The organism is Streptomyces sp. NPDC001980 (assembly GCF_040296885.1).
Lineage (GTDB): Bacteria > Actinomycetota > Actinomycetes > Streptomycetales > Streptomycetaceae > Streptomyces.
On sequence record NZ_JBEOYD010000045.1, the window covers coordinates 34,610 to 53,565 of the forward strand.

Consider the following 18,956-nt stretch of genomic DNA (forward strand, 5'->3'; position numbering starts at 1 on the left):
GTCTCAGATCGCGAGCTGCTGGTCGTTGCGGTTGAGCCAGCGGCGGTAGAAGGAGGTGAAGACGATCAGGATGGCCAGCAGCAGCATGCCGTAGGCGGCGGACTGGGCGAAGTCACGCGGCTGCTGTCCGAAGCCGAGGTAGTAGGCCCAGGTCACGAGGATCTGCGCGTCGGGGGCGGTGTCGCCGAAGAGCAGGAAGATGACGGCGAACTGGTTGAACGTCCAGATGATGCCGAGGAGGACGACGGTGGAGCTGACGGACCTCAGGCCCGGCAGGGTGACGTACCGGAAGCGCTGCCAGGCGCTCGCGCCGTCCATCTCGGCGGCCTCGTAGAGCGTGCCGTCGATGGCCTGGAGGCCGCCGAGCAGCGAGAGCATCATGAACGGCACACCGCACCAGGTGTTGACGAGGATCGCGGCGGCCCGCTGCCAGAACGTGTCCTCCAGCCATGCCGGTTGCGGCAGATGGAGGAAGTGCAGGGTCGCGTTGATGATGCCGCCGTCGGCGAGCATGAACCGCCAGCCGAAGACGGTGACGAAGGTCGGGACCGCCCAGGGCAGCACCAGGACCATGCGGTAGAAGGTGCGGCCGCGGAACTTCTCGTTGAGCAGCAGGGCGAGGCCGAGACCGATCGTGTAGTGCAGGGTGACGCAGAGCGCGGTCCAGACGATCGTCCACACGAAGTGGGACCAGAAGCGGTCGTAGGACGTCGGTCCGAACAGGATGTCCTTGTAGTTGTCCAGGCCGATGAACTTGTAGGTGGCGTCGATGTGGTTGACGCCGATGGTGCGGGCGGTGTTGAGGCTGTTGGCGTCCGTCAGCGTCAGGTAGAAGCCGTACACCAACGGGTAGACGACGAGCGCCCCGAGGACGACTGCCACGGGGGCGATCATCGCGTAGGCGTACCAGTACTTCTGGTAGCTGTTCTTCAGCCGCTGGCCCAGCCCGGGGCGGGGCGCGCGGTCACCGTGGCGTTTGCCGGTCGCGCGGTCGATGGCGACTGTCATGGTTCGACACCTTCTGGTCTTCCGGGATCGGGCTGGGCACAGGCCGGTGGCCGCCGGAGCACTCCCCCCTGAACGGGGCGCTCCGGCGGCCGGCCGGCACTTACTTGCTGAAGTCGGGGACGAGCTTCTCGACCCCGAGTTCGGCGGTGCTCAGGCCCTTGTCCAGGGACTCCTTGCCGCCGGCGATCTTGGTCAGCTCGGTACCGACCGGACCCCACAGGGACGAGTACTCGGCGAGCGCCGGGCGCGGCTGGGCGGAGGAGAGGACGGCCTGGTAGCCGGCGATGCCCGGGTCGGCCTTGACCTCGGCCGTGTAGGCGTCGGAGCGGGTCGGCAGGGTGGAGTTCTTCAGGGCGATCTCCGTCTGGGACTTCGCGGAGGTCATGAAGGCGACGAACTTCTCGGCCGCGGCCTGGTGGGCCTTGTCGATGCCGGCGTAGATGGAGAGGTTGTGGCCGCCGGTCGGGGCGCCCGCCTTGCCGGTGGAGCCGGCCGGGACGGTGGCGATGCCGAGGTTGGACTTGTCGCTGAACGCGGAGCCCTTGTAGAAGTTGGTGATCTCCCAGGGACCCTCGATGGTCATGGCGACCTTGCCGTTGACGAAGGCGTCCTGGCGGTGGGCGTAGGCGTCGGCGGTGACGTCCGCCTTGTGCAGGCCCTTGCCGGAGTAGAGGTCCAGCCAGGTCTGGTAGCCCTTCTTGGCCGCCGCCGAGGTGATGGTGATCTTCTTGGCGGAGGCGTCGACCATGTCGGTGCCCTCGCCGTAGAGGAAGGGCTGGGTGTAGTACGCGGCCTCGGGGCCCCAGTAGCCGGTGGTCTTGGCCTTGTCCTGGATCTTGGCGGCGTCGGCCTTGACCTCGTCCCAGGTGGCGGGGGCGGCGGTGATGCCGGCCTTCTTGAACAGCGCCTTGTTGTATACGAGGGCGAGGGTGTCGGTGACCAGCGGGACGCCGTAGGTCTTGCCCTCGTACTGGGCCTGGGTGATCAGGCTGGACTGGAACTTGTCCTTGTCGGCGAGGGCGGCGGTGCCGTCCAGCGGCACGAAGTAGCCGGCCTTGGCGAAGGCGGGGGTCCAGCCGACCTCGGAGCGCAGCACGTCGGGGGCGCCCTTGCCGGACTGGGCGGCCGTGTCGAACTTGTTCTGCGCCTGGTCGAACTGGACGTCGACGTAGTTGACCTTGATGCCCTTGTTCGCGGCCTCGAACTCCTTGACCAGGGCCTTGTACGTCGGCGACTCGTTGGTGGCGTTGGAGGTGTCCCACCAGGTGATGGTGACCGGCCCGTCCGACTTGCTGTCGCTTCCGCTCCCGCCGCACGCCGTCGCCGTGAGGGCGAGGGACGCCACCAGTGCGGAGGCCGCTATGCCACGCCGCATGAGTTCTCCTTGAGGGTTAAGCCCGAGTGATGCGGGGGCGGTCCCGTCCACCGTCCCGCTGTCGTGCCGACTGCGCCGTTGCTGCGGCGGCCGGGCGTCAGGGAACGTAACAGCGATGTAAGCCTTACGAAAGACCTTGCAGCAAAAAAGTGCAAGAGATCTCCGAAGTTATCCGGGCGTGACCTCTCGGCGACCACCGTGAGACGCTTGTTTACGGCGGTAGAGCGCTACGGCGGCCACTTGTGCAAGACTCTGCAAGCTCTTGCCATCATGTTTCAGTAGGGAGTGCGATGACGCAGCAGCCCACAGCGGGCCGCCCCCCAGGCCGCATCAGGCGCCCGATCGGTGTGCAAGGGGACATACGGCCGGTACAGTCCAGTGCCGTGACCACACGGCTTGCCGACATCGCAGCGCAGGCGGGGGTGAGCGAGGCGACGGTGAGCCGGGTCCTGAACGGGAAGCCGGGCGTCGCCGCCACCACCCGTCAGTCCGTGCTCGCCGCCCTGGACGTCCTCGGCTACGAGCGTCCGGTGCGGCTGCGGCAGCGCAGCGAGGGCCTGGTGGGCCTGATCACGCCCGAGCTGGAGAACCCGATATTCCCGGCGCTGGCGCAGGTCATCGGGCAGGCGCTGACCCGGCAGGGCTACACCCCGGTGCTCGCCACCCAGACCCCGGGCGGGTCCACGGAGGACGAGCTGACCGAGATGCTGGTGGACCGCGGGGTCGCCGGGATCATCTACGTCTCCGGGCTGCACGCGGACACCACCGCCGACATGCAGCGCTACGAGCGGCTGCGGGCGCAGGGCGTGCCGTACGTCCTGGTGGACGGTTTCTCGCCGAAGGTGCAGGCGCCGTTCATCTCCCCCGACGACCGGGCGGCGATGACGCTGGCCGTCACCCACCTCGTCTCCCTGGGCCACACCCGGATCGGGCTCGCCCTCGGTCCGAAGCGGTTCGTGCCCGTGCAGCGCAAGATCGAGGGGTTCGTGCGGGCGATGCAGGACCAGTTGGGCCTGCGGGCGGACACGATCGAGTCCGAGCTCGTCCAGCACTCCCTGTACACCCTGGAGGGCGGTCAGGCGGCCACCTCGGCGCTCATCGACCGTGGCTGCACGGCGATCGTGTGCGCCAGCGACATGATGGCGCTCGGCGCGATACGGGCCGTACGGCAGCGCGGCCTCGACGTCCCCCGGGACGTCTCCGTCGTCGGCTTCGACGACTCCCCCCTCATCGCGTTCACCGACCCGCCGCTCACCACCATCCGCAAGCCGGTCCCGGCGATGGGCCAGGCCGCGGTGCGCACCCTGCTGGAGGAGATCGGCGGTACCCCGGCTCCGCACAGCGAGTTCGTTTTCATGCCGGAACTGGTGGTACGCGGTTCCACGGCGGCAGTACCTGGGAAGTAGTCGCCCTGCCGTAGAACATGCACCGTGAACCCAACCTTGGGATGATCTGTCGACAACGTCTTTTCTGGCAGACTCTGTGCCTATGAGTGACTCGACCGTGACAGAGCCGGAAGGTCGCGCACAACAGACCCTTCCGCGGACCGTCACGGGCGAGGGAGAACAGGGGTTCCTGGGTCGGCTGCGGACGCCGCGGCGGCCCCGGCTCTGGTTCGAGATCCTGCTGATCGCGGTGAGTTACTGGACCTACTCGCTGATCCGCAACGCGGTCCCGGAGCAGAAGGCGCAGGCGCTGCGCAACGCCGACTGGATCTGGAAGGCCGAGCAGCATCTGGGGATCGCCGTCGAGGATTCGGTCAACCGCGCCGTGAACTCGGTGAATTGGCTGATCGTCGGCATGAACTACTACTACGCGACGCTGCACTTCTTGGTCACGCTGGGCGTCCTGGTGTGGCTCTACCGCAGCCACCCCGGCCGCTACGCGGCGGCCCGCCTCGCCCTCTTCGCGACGACGGGCGTGGCCCTCCTCGGCTACTACCTGTTCCCGCTCGCCCCGCCCCGACTGATGAACGGCGGCCGCTTCGTCGACACGGTGACGGTCCACCACACCTGGGGCTCGATGGCCTCCGGCGACCTCAAACACATGTCCAACCAGTACGCCGCGATGCCGTCCATGCACATCGGCTGGTCGCTGTGGTGCGGCCTGACGATCTTCGCCCTGGCCTCGGTCCCCTGGGTCCGGCTCCTCGGCCTCCTCTACCCCACGGCCACCCTCCTCGTCATCGTCGCCACCGCCAACCACTTCTGGCTCGACGCGGTGGGCGGCGCCCTGTGCCTGGCCTTCGGCTTCATGGTGGTACGGCTGTGGTACGGCGCCCTGCCGTACGCACTCCCACGCCGGCCGTCGGGAGTGCCCTTGCTGGGAAGCCCCGCGAGCGGCTGAGGCGGGGTCCCGCGGGCGGGCGGGGCCGACTTCGGTCCGGGGCGTACGGCCGGTTGGGCATCGCCGGCCTCCACCGCGGTCGCCGGCGGTGCCGGACCCTGCTCAGCCCACCGGCGCCTCACTCCCCCCGGTGCACCACGTACCCCCCGGTCACCGTCAGCCGTACCGGTGACTCTGCCAGTTCGTCCGCCGGGGACTCGACGGGGTCCAGGGCGAACGCCGTCAGGTCGGCGCGGTAGCCCACCGCGATGCGGCCTGCGACGGCCGCCTCGACCGCCGCCCGGGCCGCGTGGCTCGTGCAGCCCTCCAGCGCCTCCAGGGCGGTCAGGCCCGGGCCCGTCGATGCCGCGCCGCGCGGTGCGCGGGCCGTCGCCAGGACGGAGCGTGCGTCGTAGTGGGCGATCGGCCAGTCCGAGCCGAGGGCGACCGTCGCGCCCGCGTCGCGGAGGTCGCGCAGCCGCCAGGCGTGTCCGGCGCGGTCGGCGCCCAGGCGGCGCGACCACTCGTCGGTGCCGTCGGCCCGGGTGTACGCCGTGTGCGGCGGCTGCATCGACGCGGCCACCCCCAGCTCCGCGAACCGCGGGAGCAGCGCGTCCGGTGCCGTCTCGATGTGCTCGACGCGGTGCCGGCCGGCCGCGCCGGACCCCAGCCCCGCCACCACGTCCAGGACGTGCCGTACCGCGGCGTCCCCGATCGCGTGCGTGGCCGTGCGCACCCCGGCCGCGTGCAGCTGCCGTACGGCGGCCGCGTACGCCTCGGGGTCCGGCCAGAACGCCTCCGTGCCCTGCCCGTGGCAGTCCGCGTGCTCCAGCCAGGCGGTGCCGCCCTCCACGGTCCCGTCCATGAAGAACTTGACCCCGTCGACCACCCAGTGCCGCCCGCCCCGCCCCTGCGCCGCGACCAGTTCCTCCAGACCGGCCCGGGTCACGCCCGGCATGCACCAGGGCGCGAAGCGCAGCCGCAGCGGCAGCACGGTCTCCTCGGCCACCGCCCCGACCAGCTCCGCGTCCCCCGCGTCCATGACGTGCGCCCCGGTCAGCCCGGTGGCCGCCATCGCGGCGAGCAGCTCGACAAGGCGTGCCCGGCGGGCCGCGTACGACGGGCGGGGCATCGCCCGCTCGACCAGCTGCATCGCCGCGTGCTCCACGAGGTGCCCGGTGGGGCGCCCCTCGGCATCGCAGACGACCTGCGCCCGCTGCGAGAACTCTCGCGGCCCGGTGACTCCCGCCGCGGCCAGCGCCGCGCCACTGGCGAGGGCGGAGTGACCGTCGTAGAGCCGGAGGAAGGCGGGCGCGCCGCCGAGTACGTCCTCGACGAGCGCGCGGTCGACGGGCCGGCCCTCGAAAGCGTTGTGGTCGAGGCCGAAGCCGATCACCCAGCCGTCGATCCGGTCGGCCCCGGACAGTGCCGCCCGCAGGCCCGCCAGGTCGCGGACGCCCGACAGGTCGGTCCCGGTCGCCATGTCCAGGCCCCACACCGGGTGGCTGTGCGCGTCCACCAGGCCGGGCACCAGGTGCGCGCCGTCCAGCGCCACGACCTCGGTGCCGGGCCCCCGCCAGTCGCGTACGTCCCGCTCGTCGCCGACGGCGGCGATCACCCCGCCGCGTACGGCGACGGCGGTGGCGTACGGCCGGGCGGGGTCGAGGGTGCGGACCTCGGCGCCGGTCAGGATCAGGTCGGGGCTGGCGGTCATGGTGCGGTGAACTCCCTTGTTCAGTACGGCTATTCGCCTATTCGCCTATTCGCCTATTCCGCTATTCGGCTATTCGGCTATTCGGTCGGCTCGGACGCGAAGTCCGCGTACACCGCGGGCCGTTCGCGGCGCAGCCACCACGCGAGGCCGAGGCCCGCGACGAAGACGGCCGGGGCGATGACGATCAGCAGGGTGTTCACCGTGCTGGACGCCCCGGTGAACAGGTCGATGTGGGTGATGACGAGCCCTATCGCGGTGGCGAGCAGGACGGCGGCGACGGTCGGGGCGACCACGGTGCGCAGGGTGCCCTCCTCGTGCCGTACCCGCCGGAAGTAGCAGGGCACCGCGATCGCGGCGAGCAGCTGGAGCGCGAACAGGCCGATCATTCCCGGAGTGTTGACCCACAGCAGCAGCTGGTCGTACGGGTCCGCGCCCGCCGCCCAGAAGGCGAGCACGACCGCCAGGCCGAGGACGGTCTGCGCGGCACCGGCCAGGTACGGGGAGCGGTGGCGCGGGTGGATCGTGCCCAGTGGCTTGGGCAGGACTCCCTCCTCGGCGAGGGCGAGGGCGTAGCGGTTGATCGCGTTGTGGAAGGCGAGGAGGGAGGCGATGATGCTGGTCACGATGAAGACGTGCATCAGGTCGGCCGCCCAGCCGCCCACGTAGGTGGTGATGGCGGTGAAGAAGAGCCCGCCGGGGTCCTTGGCGGCGGCCGCGACGACGTCCTGGTTGCCGAAGGCCTGGATGATGATCCACACCATGAAGGCGTAGAAGAGCCCGAGGAACGCGACGGCCACGTAGGTGGCGCGCGGGACCGTGCGGTCGGGGTCGCGGGCCTCGCGGCGGTAGATGACGGTCGACTCGAAGCCCGTGAAGGCGGCGAAGGCGAAGGCCAGGACGACGGCCGTGCCGGAGACGAACACGTGGTGCGGGGCGAAGGAGGCGCCGGACAGGCCGTGCGCGCCGCCCTTCACCAGCACTCCGCCCGCGAGCAGCACGAGGATCCCGGTCTCGGCGACCAGCAGCACGCCGAGCAGCTTGGCGCCGAACTCGATGGAGCGGTAGCCGCCGTAGCCGATGAGGACGAGACCGGCGAGGGCGATCGGCAGCCAGGGGACGTCGACGTCGAAGAGGGCCTTGGCGGTGTCCCGCCCGGCGCTGCCGAGCAGGCCGTAGACGCCGATCTCCATGCCGTTGTAGCCGACGAGGGCGAGCAGCGCCGCGCCGATGCCGACGGGGCGGCCGAGGCCGCGGGTGATGTACGCGTAGAAGGCGCCGCCGCTTTTGACGTGCCGGCTCATGGTGGTGAAGCCGACGGCGAAGACGGCGAGGGTGATGCCGGCGATGAGGTAGCCGGCCGGGGCGCCGATGCCGCCGAGCAGGACGGCGAGCGGGGCGACGCCGGCCATCACGGTGAGCGGGGCGGCGGCGGAGATGACGAAGAAGGCGATGTCGGCGGTGCCGAGCGAGCCGGAGCGGAGCGTGGCCACGGCGGGTGGCGTGCTCTCCTCGCGAGCGGTGACGGACATGGGGAGGGAGCCCTTCGAGCGCGACGGACGGGAGGGTTCCGGGCGTGCGGGATGACCGGCGCTACCAGGGCAGGAGCTGCCCCGGACCCGTAAATCTAAAGCCTTTCGGTTTCGGCAATGTAGCCTCCTCCTGGACATCCGGGAAGACCCGTTTCACACCACCGGGAGAGAACACACGCATGGGACGGCCGCGCACCCCGCTCCTCGACCGGGAGCGGATCACCACGACCGCGCTGCAACTCGTGGACGAGCAGGGCGACTTCAGCGTCCCGCAGATCGCGAAGCGGCTCGGCACCCAGGCCGGTTCGCTGTATCACCATGTGGACGGCCGGGACGGCATCGTCGAGCTGCTGCGTGAACGGGTCGCGGCCGCGATCGACCCCGCGACCCTGGACCTGGCCCCCTGGGACACCGCCGTGGAGTCCTGGGCCCGCTCCTACCGGGCCGCGTTCGCCGCCCACCCGAGGGCGATCCCGCTCCTGATGACCTCGCCGGTGCGGGCACCCCGGGTCCTGGAACAGTACGAGCGCGCTGTCACGGTGCTGCTGACGGCGGGCTTCGCCCCGGCGGACGTGATGCCCCTGCTGATCGCCCTGGAGAACCTGGTGCTCGGCTCGGCGCTGGACCTGGCGGCCCCGGAGACGATGTGGGAACTGACGGACCGGACCCCGACCCCGCACCTGGCACAGGCCCTGGCGGCGGTGGGGGACGGCAGGGCGGACCGCGCGTTCGAGGTGGGCCTGACGGGCCTCATGAACCACGCCCGGACCCTGCTCCCGCACTGACCTCCTGCTCTAGCAGACTCCGTGTATCGCGGGCGTATCGAAAATCGCATACGCCGCCGCAACCGCCCGCCGTCTTCCATGGAGGCGTGAACCGAAACGCATCCTTCCTCGGCCTGGCGGTCATCGGCGTGGCGAGCGCCGCGTTCTTCCTACGGCGGCCGCTCATGATGTCCGCCCCGAGGTGCATGGCCGGGCAGTGGCACGGCTGCTTCGACACGTTCAACGGCGTGGTGCTCATGACGCTGGTGACGCTGCCACTGGCCGCGCTGGCGGCGTGGGCGCTGGCGCACCGTCGGCGTGCCGCCGGTGTCCCGTGGGCGTGGCGGACGTCGCTGGCCGAGGTGGGCATGGTGCACGGGACGGTGCCGTTCGTGTGGCTGACCATGATGCCGGGCGAGGCGGCCGGCACCGCCCCCGCCCGGGTGAGCCTCGTGCCGTTGCGGGACCTGGTCACGATGGGGTCGCTCGGGATCGTCGGCAACCTGCTGGTCTTCGCGTCGCTGGGGTTCTTCGCCCCGATGCGGTTCGCGGCGCTGGCGTCCGTGCCGCGGATCCTGGCGCTCGGGGCGGGCTGCTCGGTCCTGGTGGAGACCGCACAGTACGTCCTGCGCCTCGACCGGGTGTCCTCCGTGGACGACGTCCTGGTCAACACCGTCGGCGCCCTGCTGGCCGGGCTGGCGTCGCGCCCCTGGTGGCGTACGACGGCACCGGCGCCGTCGGACCGGCCGCGCCGCGCGCTCACGCCGACGGGCTGAGTCACGTGCCGGTGCCCACGCCGCCTTGCCTACGTCGGCGGTTTCCTGTGCTGCCTACGCTGGGGGCACCGTGAACAGACGCCCGAACCTCAGCGCCCGACTGAAGCTCACCCTCAGCTACGCCGGATTCCTCTTGGTCGCCGGCGTTCTCCTGCTGGCCGTGATGTGGGTGTTCGTACTGCGCTGGGTGCCGAACGACGACGCCAGGTCCATCCAGAAGAGGTTCGGCGCCGTGATCATCATCGGGCCCAAGCGCTCCGACCTGCTGAACGGCTTCGCCCCCGCCGCGGCCACGGCACTGGCCTTCCTCCTCGTCTTCGGCCTGCTGGGCGGCTGGATCCTCGCCGGCCGGATGCTCGCACCCCTCACCCGGATCGCGTCCGCGGCCCGGATGGCCTCGAACGGGTCGCTCTCCCACCGGATCCGCATGGCGGGCCCCGGAGACGAGTTCCGTGAACTCGCCGACGCGTTCGACACCATGCTCGAACGACTCGAATCCCACGTCGCCGAGCAGCAGAGGTTCGCCGCGAACGCCTCCCACGAGCTGCGCACCCCGCTGGCCGTCTCCCGGACGCTCCTCGACGCCGCCCGCAACGACCCCACGCGGGACCAGGGCGAACTCATCGAACGCCTGCGCACCGTCAACACGCGGGCGATCGACCTCACCGAGGCCCTTCTGCTGCTCAGCCGCGCCGACGGCAGGAGCTTCGCCCGCGAGCCCGTCGACCTCTCCCTCGTCGCCGAGGAAGCCGCCGAGACGCTGCTTCCCCTCGCCGAGAGGCGCCGGATCACACTCGACGTCACCGGCGGGACAGCGCATGCCGTCGGCTCCGCGGCGCTGATCCTGCGGATGGTGACGAACCTCGTCCAGAACGCCGTCGTCCACAACCTCCCCGCCGGCGGCACCGTGACGGTGCACACCGAACGGCAGCACGACGTGAGCGTGCTGCGGGTCGAGAACACGGGCCGGCCGCTCCCGCCGGAACTGGTGCCGACCCTCACCGAACCCTTCCAGCGCGGAACGGAACGCGTCCGCACCGACGAGCACGCCGGCGTCGGCCTCGGGCTGGCCATCGTGCACAGCGTCGTCCGGGCGCACGACGGCACCCTCGACCTCGCGCCCCGCACCGGCGGCGGTCTCCTCGTCACCGTTCGGCTTCCCGCCTCCTGCGCAGCGGCCGCCAAGCCCCGTCAGGCCCCGTAGAAGAGCTCCTCCACGACGGCCCGGGCCCTGCGCGTGGTACGCCGGTACGCGTCGAGCATGTCCCCGGCGTGCCCGTCCCCGTACCCCAGGTACCGCCCCACGGCCGCCAGCTCCCGGGGCTCGGTGGGGAACGTGTCGCCGGCCCGCCCCCGCACCAGCATCACGGCGTTGCGCACCCGCGTCGCCAGCACCCAGGCCTCGTCCAGTATCGCGGCCTCCTCGGTCCCCAGCAGCCCGGCCGCCTGTGCCGCGGCCAGCGCCTCCCGGGTCCGGGTGGTGCGCAGCCCCGGCTCGGCCCACCCGTGCCGCAGCTGCAGCAGCTGCACGGTCCACTCCACGTCGGAAAGACCGCCCGGCCCGAGCTTGGTGTGCAGCTTCGGGTCGGCGCCGCGCGGCAGCCGCTCGGACTCCATCCGCGCCTTCAGCCGCCGGATCTCGCGCACCGCGTCCTCGCCGAGCCCCTCCGCCGGGTACCGCAGCGGGTCGACCAGCTCGATGAACCGGAGCCCCAGCTCCTCGTCCCCGGCGACCGGTTCGGCGCGCAGCAGGGCCTGCGACTCCCACACCAGCGACCAGCGGCGGTAGTACGCCTCGTAGGAGTTCAGCGTCCGCACCAGCGGCCCGGACTTGCCCTCGGGGCGCAGGTCCGCGTCGATGAGCAACGGCGGGTCGGCGCTGGGGATCTGCAGCAGCCGGCGCATCTCGGCGACGACCTTGTTGGCCGCGTCGGCGGCCTCCCGTTCGGCCACGCCCTCCCGCGGCTCGTGCACGAAGAGGACGTCGGCGTCGGAGCCGTAGCCCAGCTCGTGGCCCCCGAACCGGCCCATGCCGATCACGACGAACCGGGTCGGCAGGGTGTCCCCCCAGCCGTCCCGCACCACCGCGCGCAGGGTCCCCGCCAGCGTGGCCGCCGTCAGGTCGGAGACCGCGCCGCCGACCCGGTCGACCAGGGCGCCCTGGTCGGCCTCGACGGGCTTGGTGTCGGTGCCGTAGGAGTCCACGATGTCGGCGGCGGTCGTACGGAACAGCTCGCGGCGGCGCACGCCGCGCGCCGCCCGCACCCCGTCCTCGGCGTTGTCGGCGCGGCCGACGGCGGCGAGGATCTCCTGCTCCAGCTGGGCGCGGCCGCGCGGCTCCAGGCCGCCCCCGTCGCCGTCGCCGAGCAGGGCCACCGCCTCCGGGGCGCGCATCAGCAGGTCGGGGGCGAGGCGGCCGGCGGACAGCACGCGCGCGAGGTTCTCGGCGGCGGCGCCCTCGTCCCTCAACAGCCGTAGGTACCAAGGGGTCTTGCCGAGGGCGTCGGAGACCTTGCGGAAGTTCAGCAGGCCCGCGTCCGGGTCGGCGGAGTCCGCGAACCAGCCCAGCAGGACGGGCAGCAGGGTGCGCTGGATGGCGGCCTTGCGGGTGACGCCGGAGGCGAGGGCCTCCAGGTGGCGCAGGGCCGCGGCGGGGTCGGCGTAGCCGAGCGCCTCCAGGCGTTCCCGGGCCGCCTCGGCGCTCAACCTGGCTTCGACGGGGGCGAGTTGAGCGACGGCGTCGAGCAGCGGGCGGTAGAAGAGCTTCTCGTGCAGGCGCCGTACGACGCCGGTGTGCTGCTTCCACTCGCGGATCAGCTCGGTCACCGGGTCGGCGCGCAGGCCCAGCGAGCGGCCGAGGCGGCGCAGGTCGGCCTCGCCCTCGGGGACCAGGTGGGTGCGGCGCAGCCGGTAGAGCTGGATGCGGTGCTCCATGGAGCGCAGGAACCGGTAGGCGTCGTCGAGCTGGACGGCGTCGGCGCGGCCCACGTAGCCGCCGGCCGCGAGGGCCTGGAGGGCGTCGAGGGTGGTGCCGGAGCGCAGCGTGGCGTCGGTGCGGCCGTGCACCAACTGGAGGAGCTGGACGGCGAATTCGACGTCCCTGAGGCCGCCGGGGCCGAGCTTCAGCTCGCGGTCGATCTCGGCGACCGGGATGTTCTCCACCACGCGCCGGCGCATCTTCTGCACGTCGGCGACGAAGTTGTCGCGCTCTGCGGCCTTCCAGACCATGGGTTCGAGCGCGGCCACGTACTCCTGTCCGAGGTCGAGGTCGCCGGCGACCGGGCGGGCCTTGAGCAGGGCCTGGAACTCCCAGGTCTTGGCCCAGCGCTGGTAGTAGGCGAGATGACTGCTGAGGGTGCGCACGAGGGGGCCGTTGCGGCCCTCGGGGCGGAGGTTGGCGTCGACGGGCCAGATCGACCCCTCCACGGTGGTCTCGGAGCAGATCCGCATCATGTGCGAGGCCAGTTTGGTGGCGGACCGCAGCGCCTTGGCCTCGTCGGCACCTCCCCCAGTGCCTGAAGGGCCTGGGGGTGCCCCCAGCGCCTCGCCGACGAAGATGACGTCGACGTCGGAGACGTAGTTCAGCTCGTGGCCGCCGCACTTGCCCATGGCGATGACGGCGAGCCGGCAGGCGGCGGCGTCCTCGGGCGCGGCGGCCTCGGCGAGGGCGAGGGCGGCGCGCAGGGTGGCGGTGGCCAGGTCGGCGAGTTCGGCGGCGGTCTGGGCGACGTCCGTCGTGCCGCACACGTCGCGGGCGGCGATGGACAGCAGGCAGCGCCGGTAGGCGACGCGCAGGGAGACCGGGTCGGCGGCCTCGGCGAGCCCGCCTTCGAACTCCGCGACGCCCGGGTGCAGGTCGCGGGGCTCGTAGGTGACCAGGGCCTCCCAGTCGCGCGGGTGCCGGGCGAGGTGGTCGGCGAGGGCGGCGGAGGCGCCGAGGACGCCCAGCAGGCGGTCCCGCAGCGGCTTGGCCGCTATCAGGGTGTCGAGCAGCTCCTGGCGGGCGGTGGGGCCGGGCTGGGCCTCCAGGAGCCGTACCAGGCCGTGCAGGGCGAGGTCGGGGTCGGCGGTGGCACCGAGGGCTTCCAGGAGCACCGGGTCGTCGCGCACGGCGGCCAGCTCGGCGCTGTCCAGCAGCCGCTCGGCGGCCGAGGCATCGGTGAAGCCGTGCCGCAGCAGTCGCGTGAAGGTACTGCTCCTGCGCCCCGGCGTCATCCGCGGCTCCCCTCGGATCAAGACTCGGATCGAGATTCGGATCAAGATTCGGATCAAGGTCGTCCCTGCCCGAGCCTAACCGGAGACCCCGTCACGAGCGCCGATGAGTTTCCGGCGGGATCGTGGTCCGTACCGGCAACGAACCCAGGGAGGCATCATGCGCGAACCCGCGGGCGAGCTGGACGCCCGCTACAGCAGCGAGGGCACCTCGGCCCACGACTGGTCCGAAGCGGAGAAGGTTCTGACGGAGTCCGAGCTGTTCTGGATCTCGACGGTACGCCCGGACGGGCGCCCCCACGTCACCCCGCTGCTCGCGGTGTGGCACGACGGCGCCCTGCACTTCGGCACCGGCCCCGGCGAACGCAAGGCGGCGAACCTCGCCGGGAACCCGCACGTCGTCCTGACCACCGGCACCAACAGCTGGACCAGCGGGTACGACGTGACGGTCGAGGGCGAGGCGGTACGCGTGACCGACGACGGCCGGCTGCGCGAGCTGGCGGCGGCCTGGGAGGCGAAGTACGGCCCGTTCTGGCACTACGAGGTGGAGGGCGGCTGCTTCCACCACGGGCCGGGACGCGCCCTGGTCTTCGCCGTGCGGCCCCGCAAGGTCCTCGGCTTCGGCAAGGGCGAGCCGTTCAGCCAGACGAAGTGGGAGTAGTTCATCCGGTCTTCACCTGTCTGGCCGAGCGCGGTGGGGGCGAGGATTATTGGCGTGTGCATGCTCAGTCCGCACCGCCACCGATCCCTCCCTTCCCCCACTACCGGAGGTTGATGTGTCCGGCAGTTCCGCACGTTCCGGGATGCTGCGCCGTGCCCGTACGGCGATGGCGTCCGCCACCGCCCTCACCGCGGCCGCGGTCGGCCTGTGGACCGGGCTCGGCGGCGCGTCCGCGCACGCCGCGAGTGCCGTACCGACCCCGGACCACGTGATCGTCGTGGTCTTCGAGAACCACGCCTACAGCCAGGTCATCGGCTCCTCCAGCGCCCCGTACATCAACTCGCTGGCGACCGGCGGCGCCAACCTGACCCAGATGTACGCCGAGACCCACCCGAGCCAGCCGAACTACTTCGCCCTGTTCTCCGGCTCCACCCAGGGCATCACCGACGACAGCTGCTACACCGCGGGCTTCTCCTCGGCGGCGAACCTGGCCTCCGAGCAGCTCGCGGCCGGCCGCACCTGGGCCAGCTACAACGAGACCCTGCCCAGCCAGGGCTCGACCACGTGCAGCAGCGGCAATTACGCGCGCAAGCACAACCCCTGGTTCGGCTTCAGCAACGTGCCGACCTCGACCGCAAAAACGTTCGCCCAGTTCCCGACCGACTACTCCACCCTCCCCCAGCTGTCCTTCGTGACCCCCAACCTGTGCAGCGACATGCACGACTGCTCGGTGTCCACCGGTGACACCTGGCTGAAGAACAACCTGGGCGCCTACGCCACCTGGGCGAAGACCCACAACAGCCTCCTCGTCGTCACCATGGACGAGGACAATCGCCTGGCCGGCAACCGCATCCCGACCGTCCTGTACGGCCAGCCGGTCGCCGCGGGCTCGACCTCGTCCACCACCTACGACCACTACGACCTGCTGCGCACCCTGGAGGACAGCCAGGGCCTGAGCGCGCACGCGGGCAACGCGGCGTCCTCGTCCGACATCACCGGGATCTGGGCGTCCTGACGTGTACGTAGCGGACAGCCGCGCGAGCACTCCGACGACGGCGTCCGTGGAAGGTACCGCCCGGCCCTCGCGGGCCGGGCGGTACCGCACCACGATCGCGCCCACCGTCCTCGCCCTCGGCACGGTCAGCCTGGTCACCGACGTGTCCTCCGAGATGGTCACGGCGGTCCTCCCGCTGTACCTGGTGGCCGGCCTCGGCCTGTCCCCGCTGGGCTTCGGTCTCCTCGACGGTGTCTACAACGGCTTCTCGGCCGTCGTACGCCTGGTCGGCGGTCACCTGGCCGACCGCGGCGGCGGCCGCCACAAGTGGGTGGCGGGCGCGGGCTACGCCCTCTCGGCCCTCTGCAAACCCCTGCTGCTGGTCGCCCACACCCTCACCCCCATCGGCCTGGTCCTGGCGGCGGACCGCACCGGCAAGGGCCTGCGCACGGCTCCCCGGGACGCCCTGATCTCGCTCTCCAGCACCCCGGAGACCCGGGGCCGCGCCTTCGGCGTCCACCGCGCCATGGACACGGCGGGCGCGCTGCTCGGCCCCCTGGCCGCGTTTCTCATCCTCCGGGCCACCGTGGACGGCTACGACGCGGTCTTCACGGTGAGCTTCTGCGTGGCGGTCCTGGGTGTGCTGATCCTGGTGCTGTTCGTACCGGGCCGCGGCCGTACCGAGGCGGCCGGCGTTCCCACCGCACGCCCGACCCTGCGCGCGGCCCTCGGCCTCCTGTCCCACCGCGACCTGCGCCGCGTCACCGTCTGCGCCCTGCTCCTGGGCCTCGCGACGGTGAGCGACTCCTTCGTCTACCTGCTGCTGCAACGCCGGCTCGGCGTCCCGGACCGCTGGTTCGCCCTGCTCCCGCTCGGCACCGCCGCCGCGTTCCTCCTGCTGGCCGTCCCGCTGGGCCGCCTGGCGGACCACTGGGGCCGCTGGCGGGTCTTCCTGACCGGCCACGGCGCCCTGCTCCTGGCCTACGTCCTGCTCCTCACGTCCTGGCACGGCACGGCCCTCCCCTACGCGGTGCTGGCCCTGCACGGCACGTTCTACGCGGCGACCGACGGCGTCCTGATGGCGGCCGCGTCCGACAGCGTCCCCGAGGCGCTGCGCTCGTCGGGCCTGGCGCTGGTCCAGACGGGCCAGGCGGGGGCGCGGTTCGCCTGCTCACTGGGGTTCGGGGCGGCCTGGACGCTGTGGGGCGACCGTACGGCGCTGAGCGTGTCGGCGGTGGCCCTGGCGGTGTGCGCGGCCTACGCCCTCACCCTCCGCCCCTTCCGGAAGGCCGCCGCATGACCGTCCGCTCCCGCCTCCTGATCCTCCTCTCGGCGCTCGCGGTCCTGGCGGCCGTGGCCCTCGCCTCCGTCCTGCACGCCTCCGCCCGGGCGGAGCGCCGCGACCACACCCAGGCGGGCGGCCCGAAGGTCACCCCGGGGACGGTGACGCTGACGGCCCCGGGCCGCATGGTCTTCCGCAACATGGCCTGGGGCCCGCACCGCGACGAACTGAGCACGGTCCCCGCCGCCGCCCCCGCCGGCCCCCGCACCGCCTCCGGCGTGAAATGCCTCCGCTTCTACGCCGCCGCGGGCACGGGCGTCTGCCTCCAGGCCGTCCACGGCCCGGTCTCGGACACCTACCGGGCCCTGATCCTGGACGCGAACCTGAAGGAACGGGCCCGCTACGACGTCCCGGGCATCCCGTCCCGCGCCCGCGTCTCCCCCACCGGTCACTTCGCTGCCTGGACGGCGTTCGTGGGCGGCGACTCGTACGCGGGCACGAACTTCTCGACCCGCACGGCGATCGCCGACACCCGCACCGGCGCCCTGATCCCCTCCCTGGAGGCGTTCCACATCATCAGGGACGGCCGTCCCTACCAGGGAGCGGACATCAACTTCTGGGGCGTGACGTTCGCGTCGGACGACAACACCTTCTACGCGACCCTGGCGACGAAGGGCTCGACCTACCTGGTCCGGGGCGACCTGCACACCCGCACGGTCACCACCCTCCACCCGAACGTGGAATGCCCGTCCCTCTCCCCCGACGGCACCCGTATCGCGTACAAGAAACGGGTGAAGGGCCTGCCGAAGGACGCGCCCTGGCGCCTCTACGTCCTCGACCTCCGGACGATGCGCGAAACCCCGCTCGCCGAGACCCGCAGCGTGGACGACCAGGCGGTGTGGAAGGACCCGCACACCATCGTCTACGCCCTGCCGGGCGACTACGGGGCGGACCTGTACCAGGTCCCGGCGGACGGCACGGGGAAGCCTCGGCGGATCAGCATCTCGGCGGTGTCGCCGGCGTACGTGGACTGACCCCGGTCGGGAATCCCGGGAATGGGCGACATGTCACCATGTGTTGGTGGGTGCAAGTACGACGAGAGAACGAGCAGACGAGCACCGGAGCACGACGTGAGCGCTGCCCCGATCACGACATCTGTGGTCGACACCCTGCGAGCATGGCACCGTGCCGCGCCGGGGCCGGTGCGGCTGGCCGGACCGCTCCTGCTGATCATCGCGATCCCGGTGGCCGACTGGTTCCTGCCGCCGGACATCCATCTCGCCCACCTCCTGGTCGTCGCCGTGGCGGTCACCGCGGTCGGCAGCGGGCCGCGCGCCACCGCGCTGATCGGGGCGCTGGCGGTGCTCGCCCTGCTCTGCGCCGGCCTGGAGCGGCAGACCCTGGTCACCGAGAACGTCCTCGTCGAACTCTCCGCCCTGGTCGCCGTCTGCGCCTTCCTCGTCCTCTTCACCCGGCTGCGGGACCGTCGCGAGCGGGAACTCGTCCGGGCCCGGTCGGTGTCCGACGCGGCACAGCGGGTCGTTCTGCGGCCGCTGCCGAAGCAGGCCGGACCCGTGGCTCTCGCCTCGCACTACCGCAGTGCCGAAGCGGACTCGACGATCGGCGGCGACCTGTACGCCGCCGCCCGGGTCCCCGGCTGCACGCGGCTGCTGATCGGGGACGTCCGGGGCAAGGGGCTCCCCTCGATCAGCGACACGGCGATCGTGCTGGGCGCCTTCCGCGCCGCCGCACACCGCCGGATCCCGCTGCCGGAACTGGTCGCCTACATCGAGGACGCCGCCCGGTGGGGACTCGCGGAGTTCTCGGAGCCGAACGAGGACGCGGCCGAGCGCTTCGTGACCGCCGCCGTCATGGACATCCCGGACGACGAGCCCGTGGTGCACCTGATCAGCTGCGGGCACCCGCCGCCCCTCCTGCTGCGGGGCCGCACCCGGACGGCGCTGGCGCTGACGGTCCCCGAACCGTCGCCCCCGCTCGGCCTCGGCGTGTGGCCCGCCGGCGTGGACTGCGCGGAGAGTGCCGGCGGCTGCTACGTACCGGCGACCTTCCCGTTCGAGTACGGCCACAGGCTGGTCCTGTACACGGACGGCGTCAGCGAGGCCCGGAACGCGGACGGCGACTTCTACCCGCTCGCCGAACGCGCCACGGCCTGGGCGGACCAGGCGCCCGACCCGCTCGTCGAGCAGCTCGCCGCCGACGTCCGGGCATACACGGGCGGCCAGCTGAACGACGACATGGCCATGGTCGTCCTCCAGCGCGACCGGACGGCGTCCTGACCAGCGGGAAAGCCCCGGC

The 18,956-nt window shown here is 71.9% G+C and carries 15 protein-coding genes; 10 read left to right on the plus strand and 5 right to left on the minus strand.

The annotated features are described in order from the left end of the window. Nucleotides 1-3 precede the first annotated feature (3 nt). Both ABT137_RS42360 and ABT137_RS42365 read right to left on the minus strand, forming a co-directional pair. Nucleotides 4-1,008, minus strand: a complete 1,005-nt coding sequence (locus tag ABT137_RS42360) for a carbohydrate ABC transporter permease (protein ID WP_351717498.1) — start codon at nt 1,006-1,008, stop codon at nt 4-6. Nucleotides 1,009-1,108: 100 nt separating this feature from the next. Further along, the gene (locus ABT137_RS42365; protein ID WP_351717500.1) at nt 1,109-2,383 is read right to left on the minus strand and encodes an extracellular solute-binding protein; all 1,275 of its coding nucleotides are present in this window, start codon (nt 2,381-2,383) and stop codon (nt 1,109-1,111) included. Nucleotides 2,384-2,766: 383 nt separating this feature from the next. Here ABT137_RS42365 and ABT137_RS42370 point away from each other — a divergent pair, with 383 nt between their 5' ends. Beyond that, the gene (locus ABT137_RS42370; protein WP_351717502.1) at nt 2,767-3,789 is read left to right on the plus strand and encodes a LacI family DNA-binding transcriptional regulator; all 1,023 of its coding nucleotides are present in this window, start codon (nt 2,767-2,769) and stop codon (nt 3,787-3,789) included. Between the two features lie 82 nt (nt 3,790-3,871). After that, nucleotides 3,872-4,729 (plus strand): phosphatase PAP2 family protein, encoded by an 858-nt coding sequence (locus tag ABT137_RS42375; RefSeq protein WP_351717504.1) that lies wholly within the window; start codon nt 3,872-3,874, stop codon nt 4,727-4,729. Between the two features lie 118 nt (nt 4,730-4,847). On the opposite strand, the gene ABT137_RS42380 is transcribed toward ABT137_RS42375, so the two are convergent. Further along, nucleotides 4,848-6,422 (minus strand): amidohydrolase, encoded by a 1,575-nt coding sequence (locus tag ABT137_RS42380; protein WP_351717506.1) that lies wholly within the window; start codon nt 6,420-6,422, stop codon nt 4,848-4,850. Between the two features lie 77 nt (nt 6,423-6,499). Further along, entirely contained in the window at nt 6,500-7,951 is a 1,452-nt protein-coding gene (locus ABT137_RS42385) for an APC family permease (protein WP_351717508.1), read from the minus strand. A gap of 179 nt (nt 7,952-8,130) precedes the next feature. Between ABT137_RS42385 and ABT137_RS42390 the strand changes: the two genes are divergently transcribed. The 3 genes from ABT137_RS42390 (at nt 8,131) to ABT137_RS42400 (ending at nt 10,695) form a co-directional block, all read left to right on the plus strand. Further along, complete coding sequence (locus tag ABT137_RS42390) at nt 8,131-8,736, plus strand: TetR/AcrR family transcriptional regulator (RefSeq protein WP_351717510.1); 606 nt, start codon at nt 8,131-8,133, stop codon at nt 8,734-8,736. 86 nt (nt 8,737-8,822) lie between these two features. After that, nucleotides 8,823-9,491 carry a VanZ family protein gene (locus ABT137_RS42395; RefSeq protein WP_351717512.1) on the plus strand — a complete coding sequence of 223 codons (669 nt, stop codon included), beginning with the start codon at nt 8,823-8,825 and terminating at the stop codon, nt 9,489-9,491. A gap of 70 nt (nt 9,492-9,561) precedes the next feature. After that, complete coding sequence (locus ABT137_RS42400; RefSeq protein WP_351717514.1) at nt 9,562-10,695, plus strand: sensor histidine kinase; 1,134 nt, start codon at nt 9,562-9,564, stop codon at nt 10,693-10,695. Here the strand turns inward: ABT137_RS42400 and ABT137_RS42405 are convergent. Next, nucleotides 10,683-13,706 (minus strand): bifunctional [glutamine synthetase] adenylyltransferase/[glutamine synthetase]-adenylyl-L-tyrosine phosphorylase, encoded by a 3,024-nt coding sequence (locus tag ABT137_RS42405; protein WP_351717516.1) that lies wholly within the window; start codon nt 13,704-13,706, stop codon nt 10,683-10,685. The genes ABT137_RS42400 and ABT137_RS42405 overlap by 13 nt on opposite strands. 157 nt (nt 13,707-13,863) lie before the next feature. Between ABT137_RS42405 and ABT137_RS42410 the strand changes: the two genes are divergently transcribed. The 5 genes from ABT137_RS42410 to ABT137_RS42430 all read left to right on the plus strand — a co-directional run bounded on the left by ABT137_RS42410 (nt 13,864) and on the right by ABT137_RS42430 (nt 18,937). Beyond that, nucleotides 13,864-14,364 (plus strand): pyridoxamine 5'-phosphate oxidase family protein, encoded by a 501-nt coding sequence (locus ABT137_RS42410; RefSeq protein WP_351717518.1) that lies wholly within the window; start codon nt 13,864-13,866, stop codon nt 14,362-14,364. A gap of 142 nt (nt 14,365-14,506) precedes the next feature. Beyond that, the gene (locus ABT137_RS42415; protein ID WP_351717574.1) at nt 14,507-15,379 is read left to right on the plus strand and encodes an alkaline phosphatase family protein; all 873 of its coding nucleotides are present in this window, start codon (nt 14,507-14,509) and stop codon (nt 15,377-15,379) included. Between the two features lies 1 nt (nt 15,380). Beyond that, complete coding sequence (locus ABT137_RS42420) at nt 15,381-16,658, plus strand: MFS transporter (RefSeq protein ID WP_351717520.1); 1,278 nt, start codon at nt 15,381-15,383, stop codon at nt 16,656-16,658. Then, complete coding sequence (locus ABT137_RS42425) at nt 16,655-17,674, plus strand: TolB family protein (RefSeq protein WP_351717522.1); 1,020 nt, start codon at nt 16,655-16,657, stop codon at nt 17,672-17,674. Before ABT137_RS42420 ends, ABT137_RS42425 begins: the two co-directional genes overlap by 4 nt. Before the next feature lie 96 nt (nt 17,675-17,770). After that, nucleotides 17,771-18,937, plus strand: a complete 1,167-nt coding sequence (locus ABT137_RS42430) for a PP2C family protein-serine/threonine phosphatase (protein ID WP_351717524.1) — start codon at nt 17,771-17,773, stop codon at nt 18,935-18,937. Nucleotides 18,938-18,956: the final 19 nt, after the last annotated feature.

Coding starts and splice junctions, on each gene's coding strand:
- ABT137_RS42360 (WP_351717498.1), bottom strand. CDS start 1,008: ATGACAGTCGCCATCGACCGCGCGACCGGCAAACGCCACGGTGACCGC.
- ABT137_RS42365 (WP_351717500.1), bottom strand. CDS start 2,383: ATGCGGCGTGGCATAGCGGCCTCCGCACTGGTGGCGTCCCTCGCCCTC.
- ABT137_RS42375 (WP_351717504.1), top strand. CDS start 3,872: ATGAGTGACTCGACCGTGACAGAGCCGGAAGGTCGCGCACAACAGACC.
- ABT137_RS42380 (WP_351717506.1), bottom strand. CDS start 6,422: ATGACCGCCAGCCCCGACCTGATCCTGACCGGCGCCGAGGTCCGCACC.
- ABT137_RS42385 (WP_351717508.1), bottom strand. CDS start 7,951: ATGTCCGTCACCGCTCGCGAGGAGAGCACGCCACCCGCCGTGGCCACG.
- ABT137_RS42390 (WP_351717510.1), top strand. CDS start 8,131: ATGGGACGGCCGCGCACCCCGCTCCTCGACCGGGAGCGGATCACCACG.
- ABT137_RS42405 (WP_351717516.1), bottom strand. CDS start 13,706: ATGACGCCGGGGCGCAGGAGCAGTACCTTCACGCGACTGCTGCGGCAC.
- ABT137_RS42410 (WP_351717518.1), top strand. CDS start 13,864: ATGCGCGAACCCGCGGGCGAGCTGGACGCCCGCTACAGCAGCGAGGGC.
- ABT137_RS42415 (WP_351717574.1), top strand. CDS start 14,507: ATGCTGCGCCGTGCCCGTACGGCGATGGCGTCCGCCACCGCCCTCACC.
- ABT137_RS42425 (WP_351717522.1), top strand. CDS start 16,655: ATGACCGTCCGCTCCCGCCTCCTGATCCTCCTCTCGGCGCTCGCGGTC.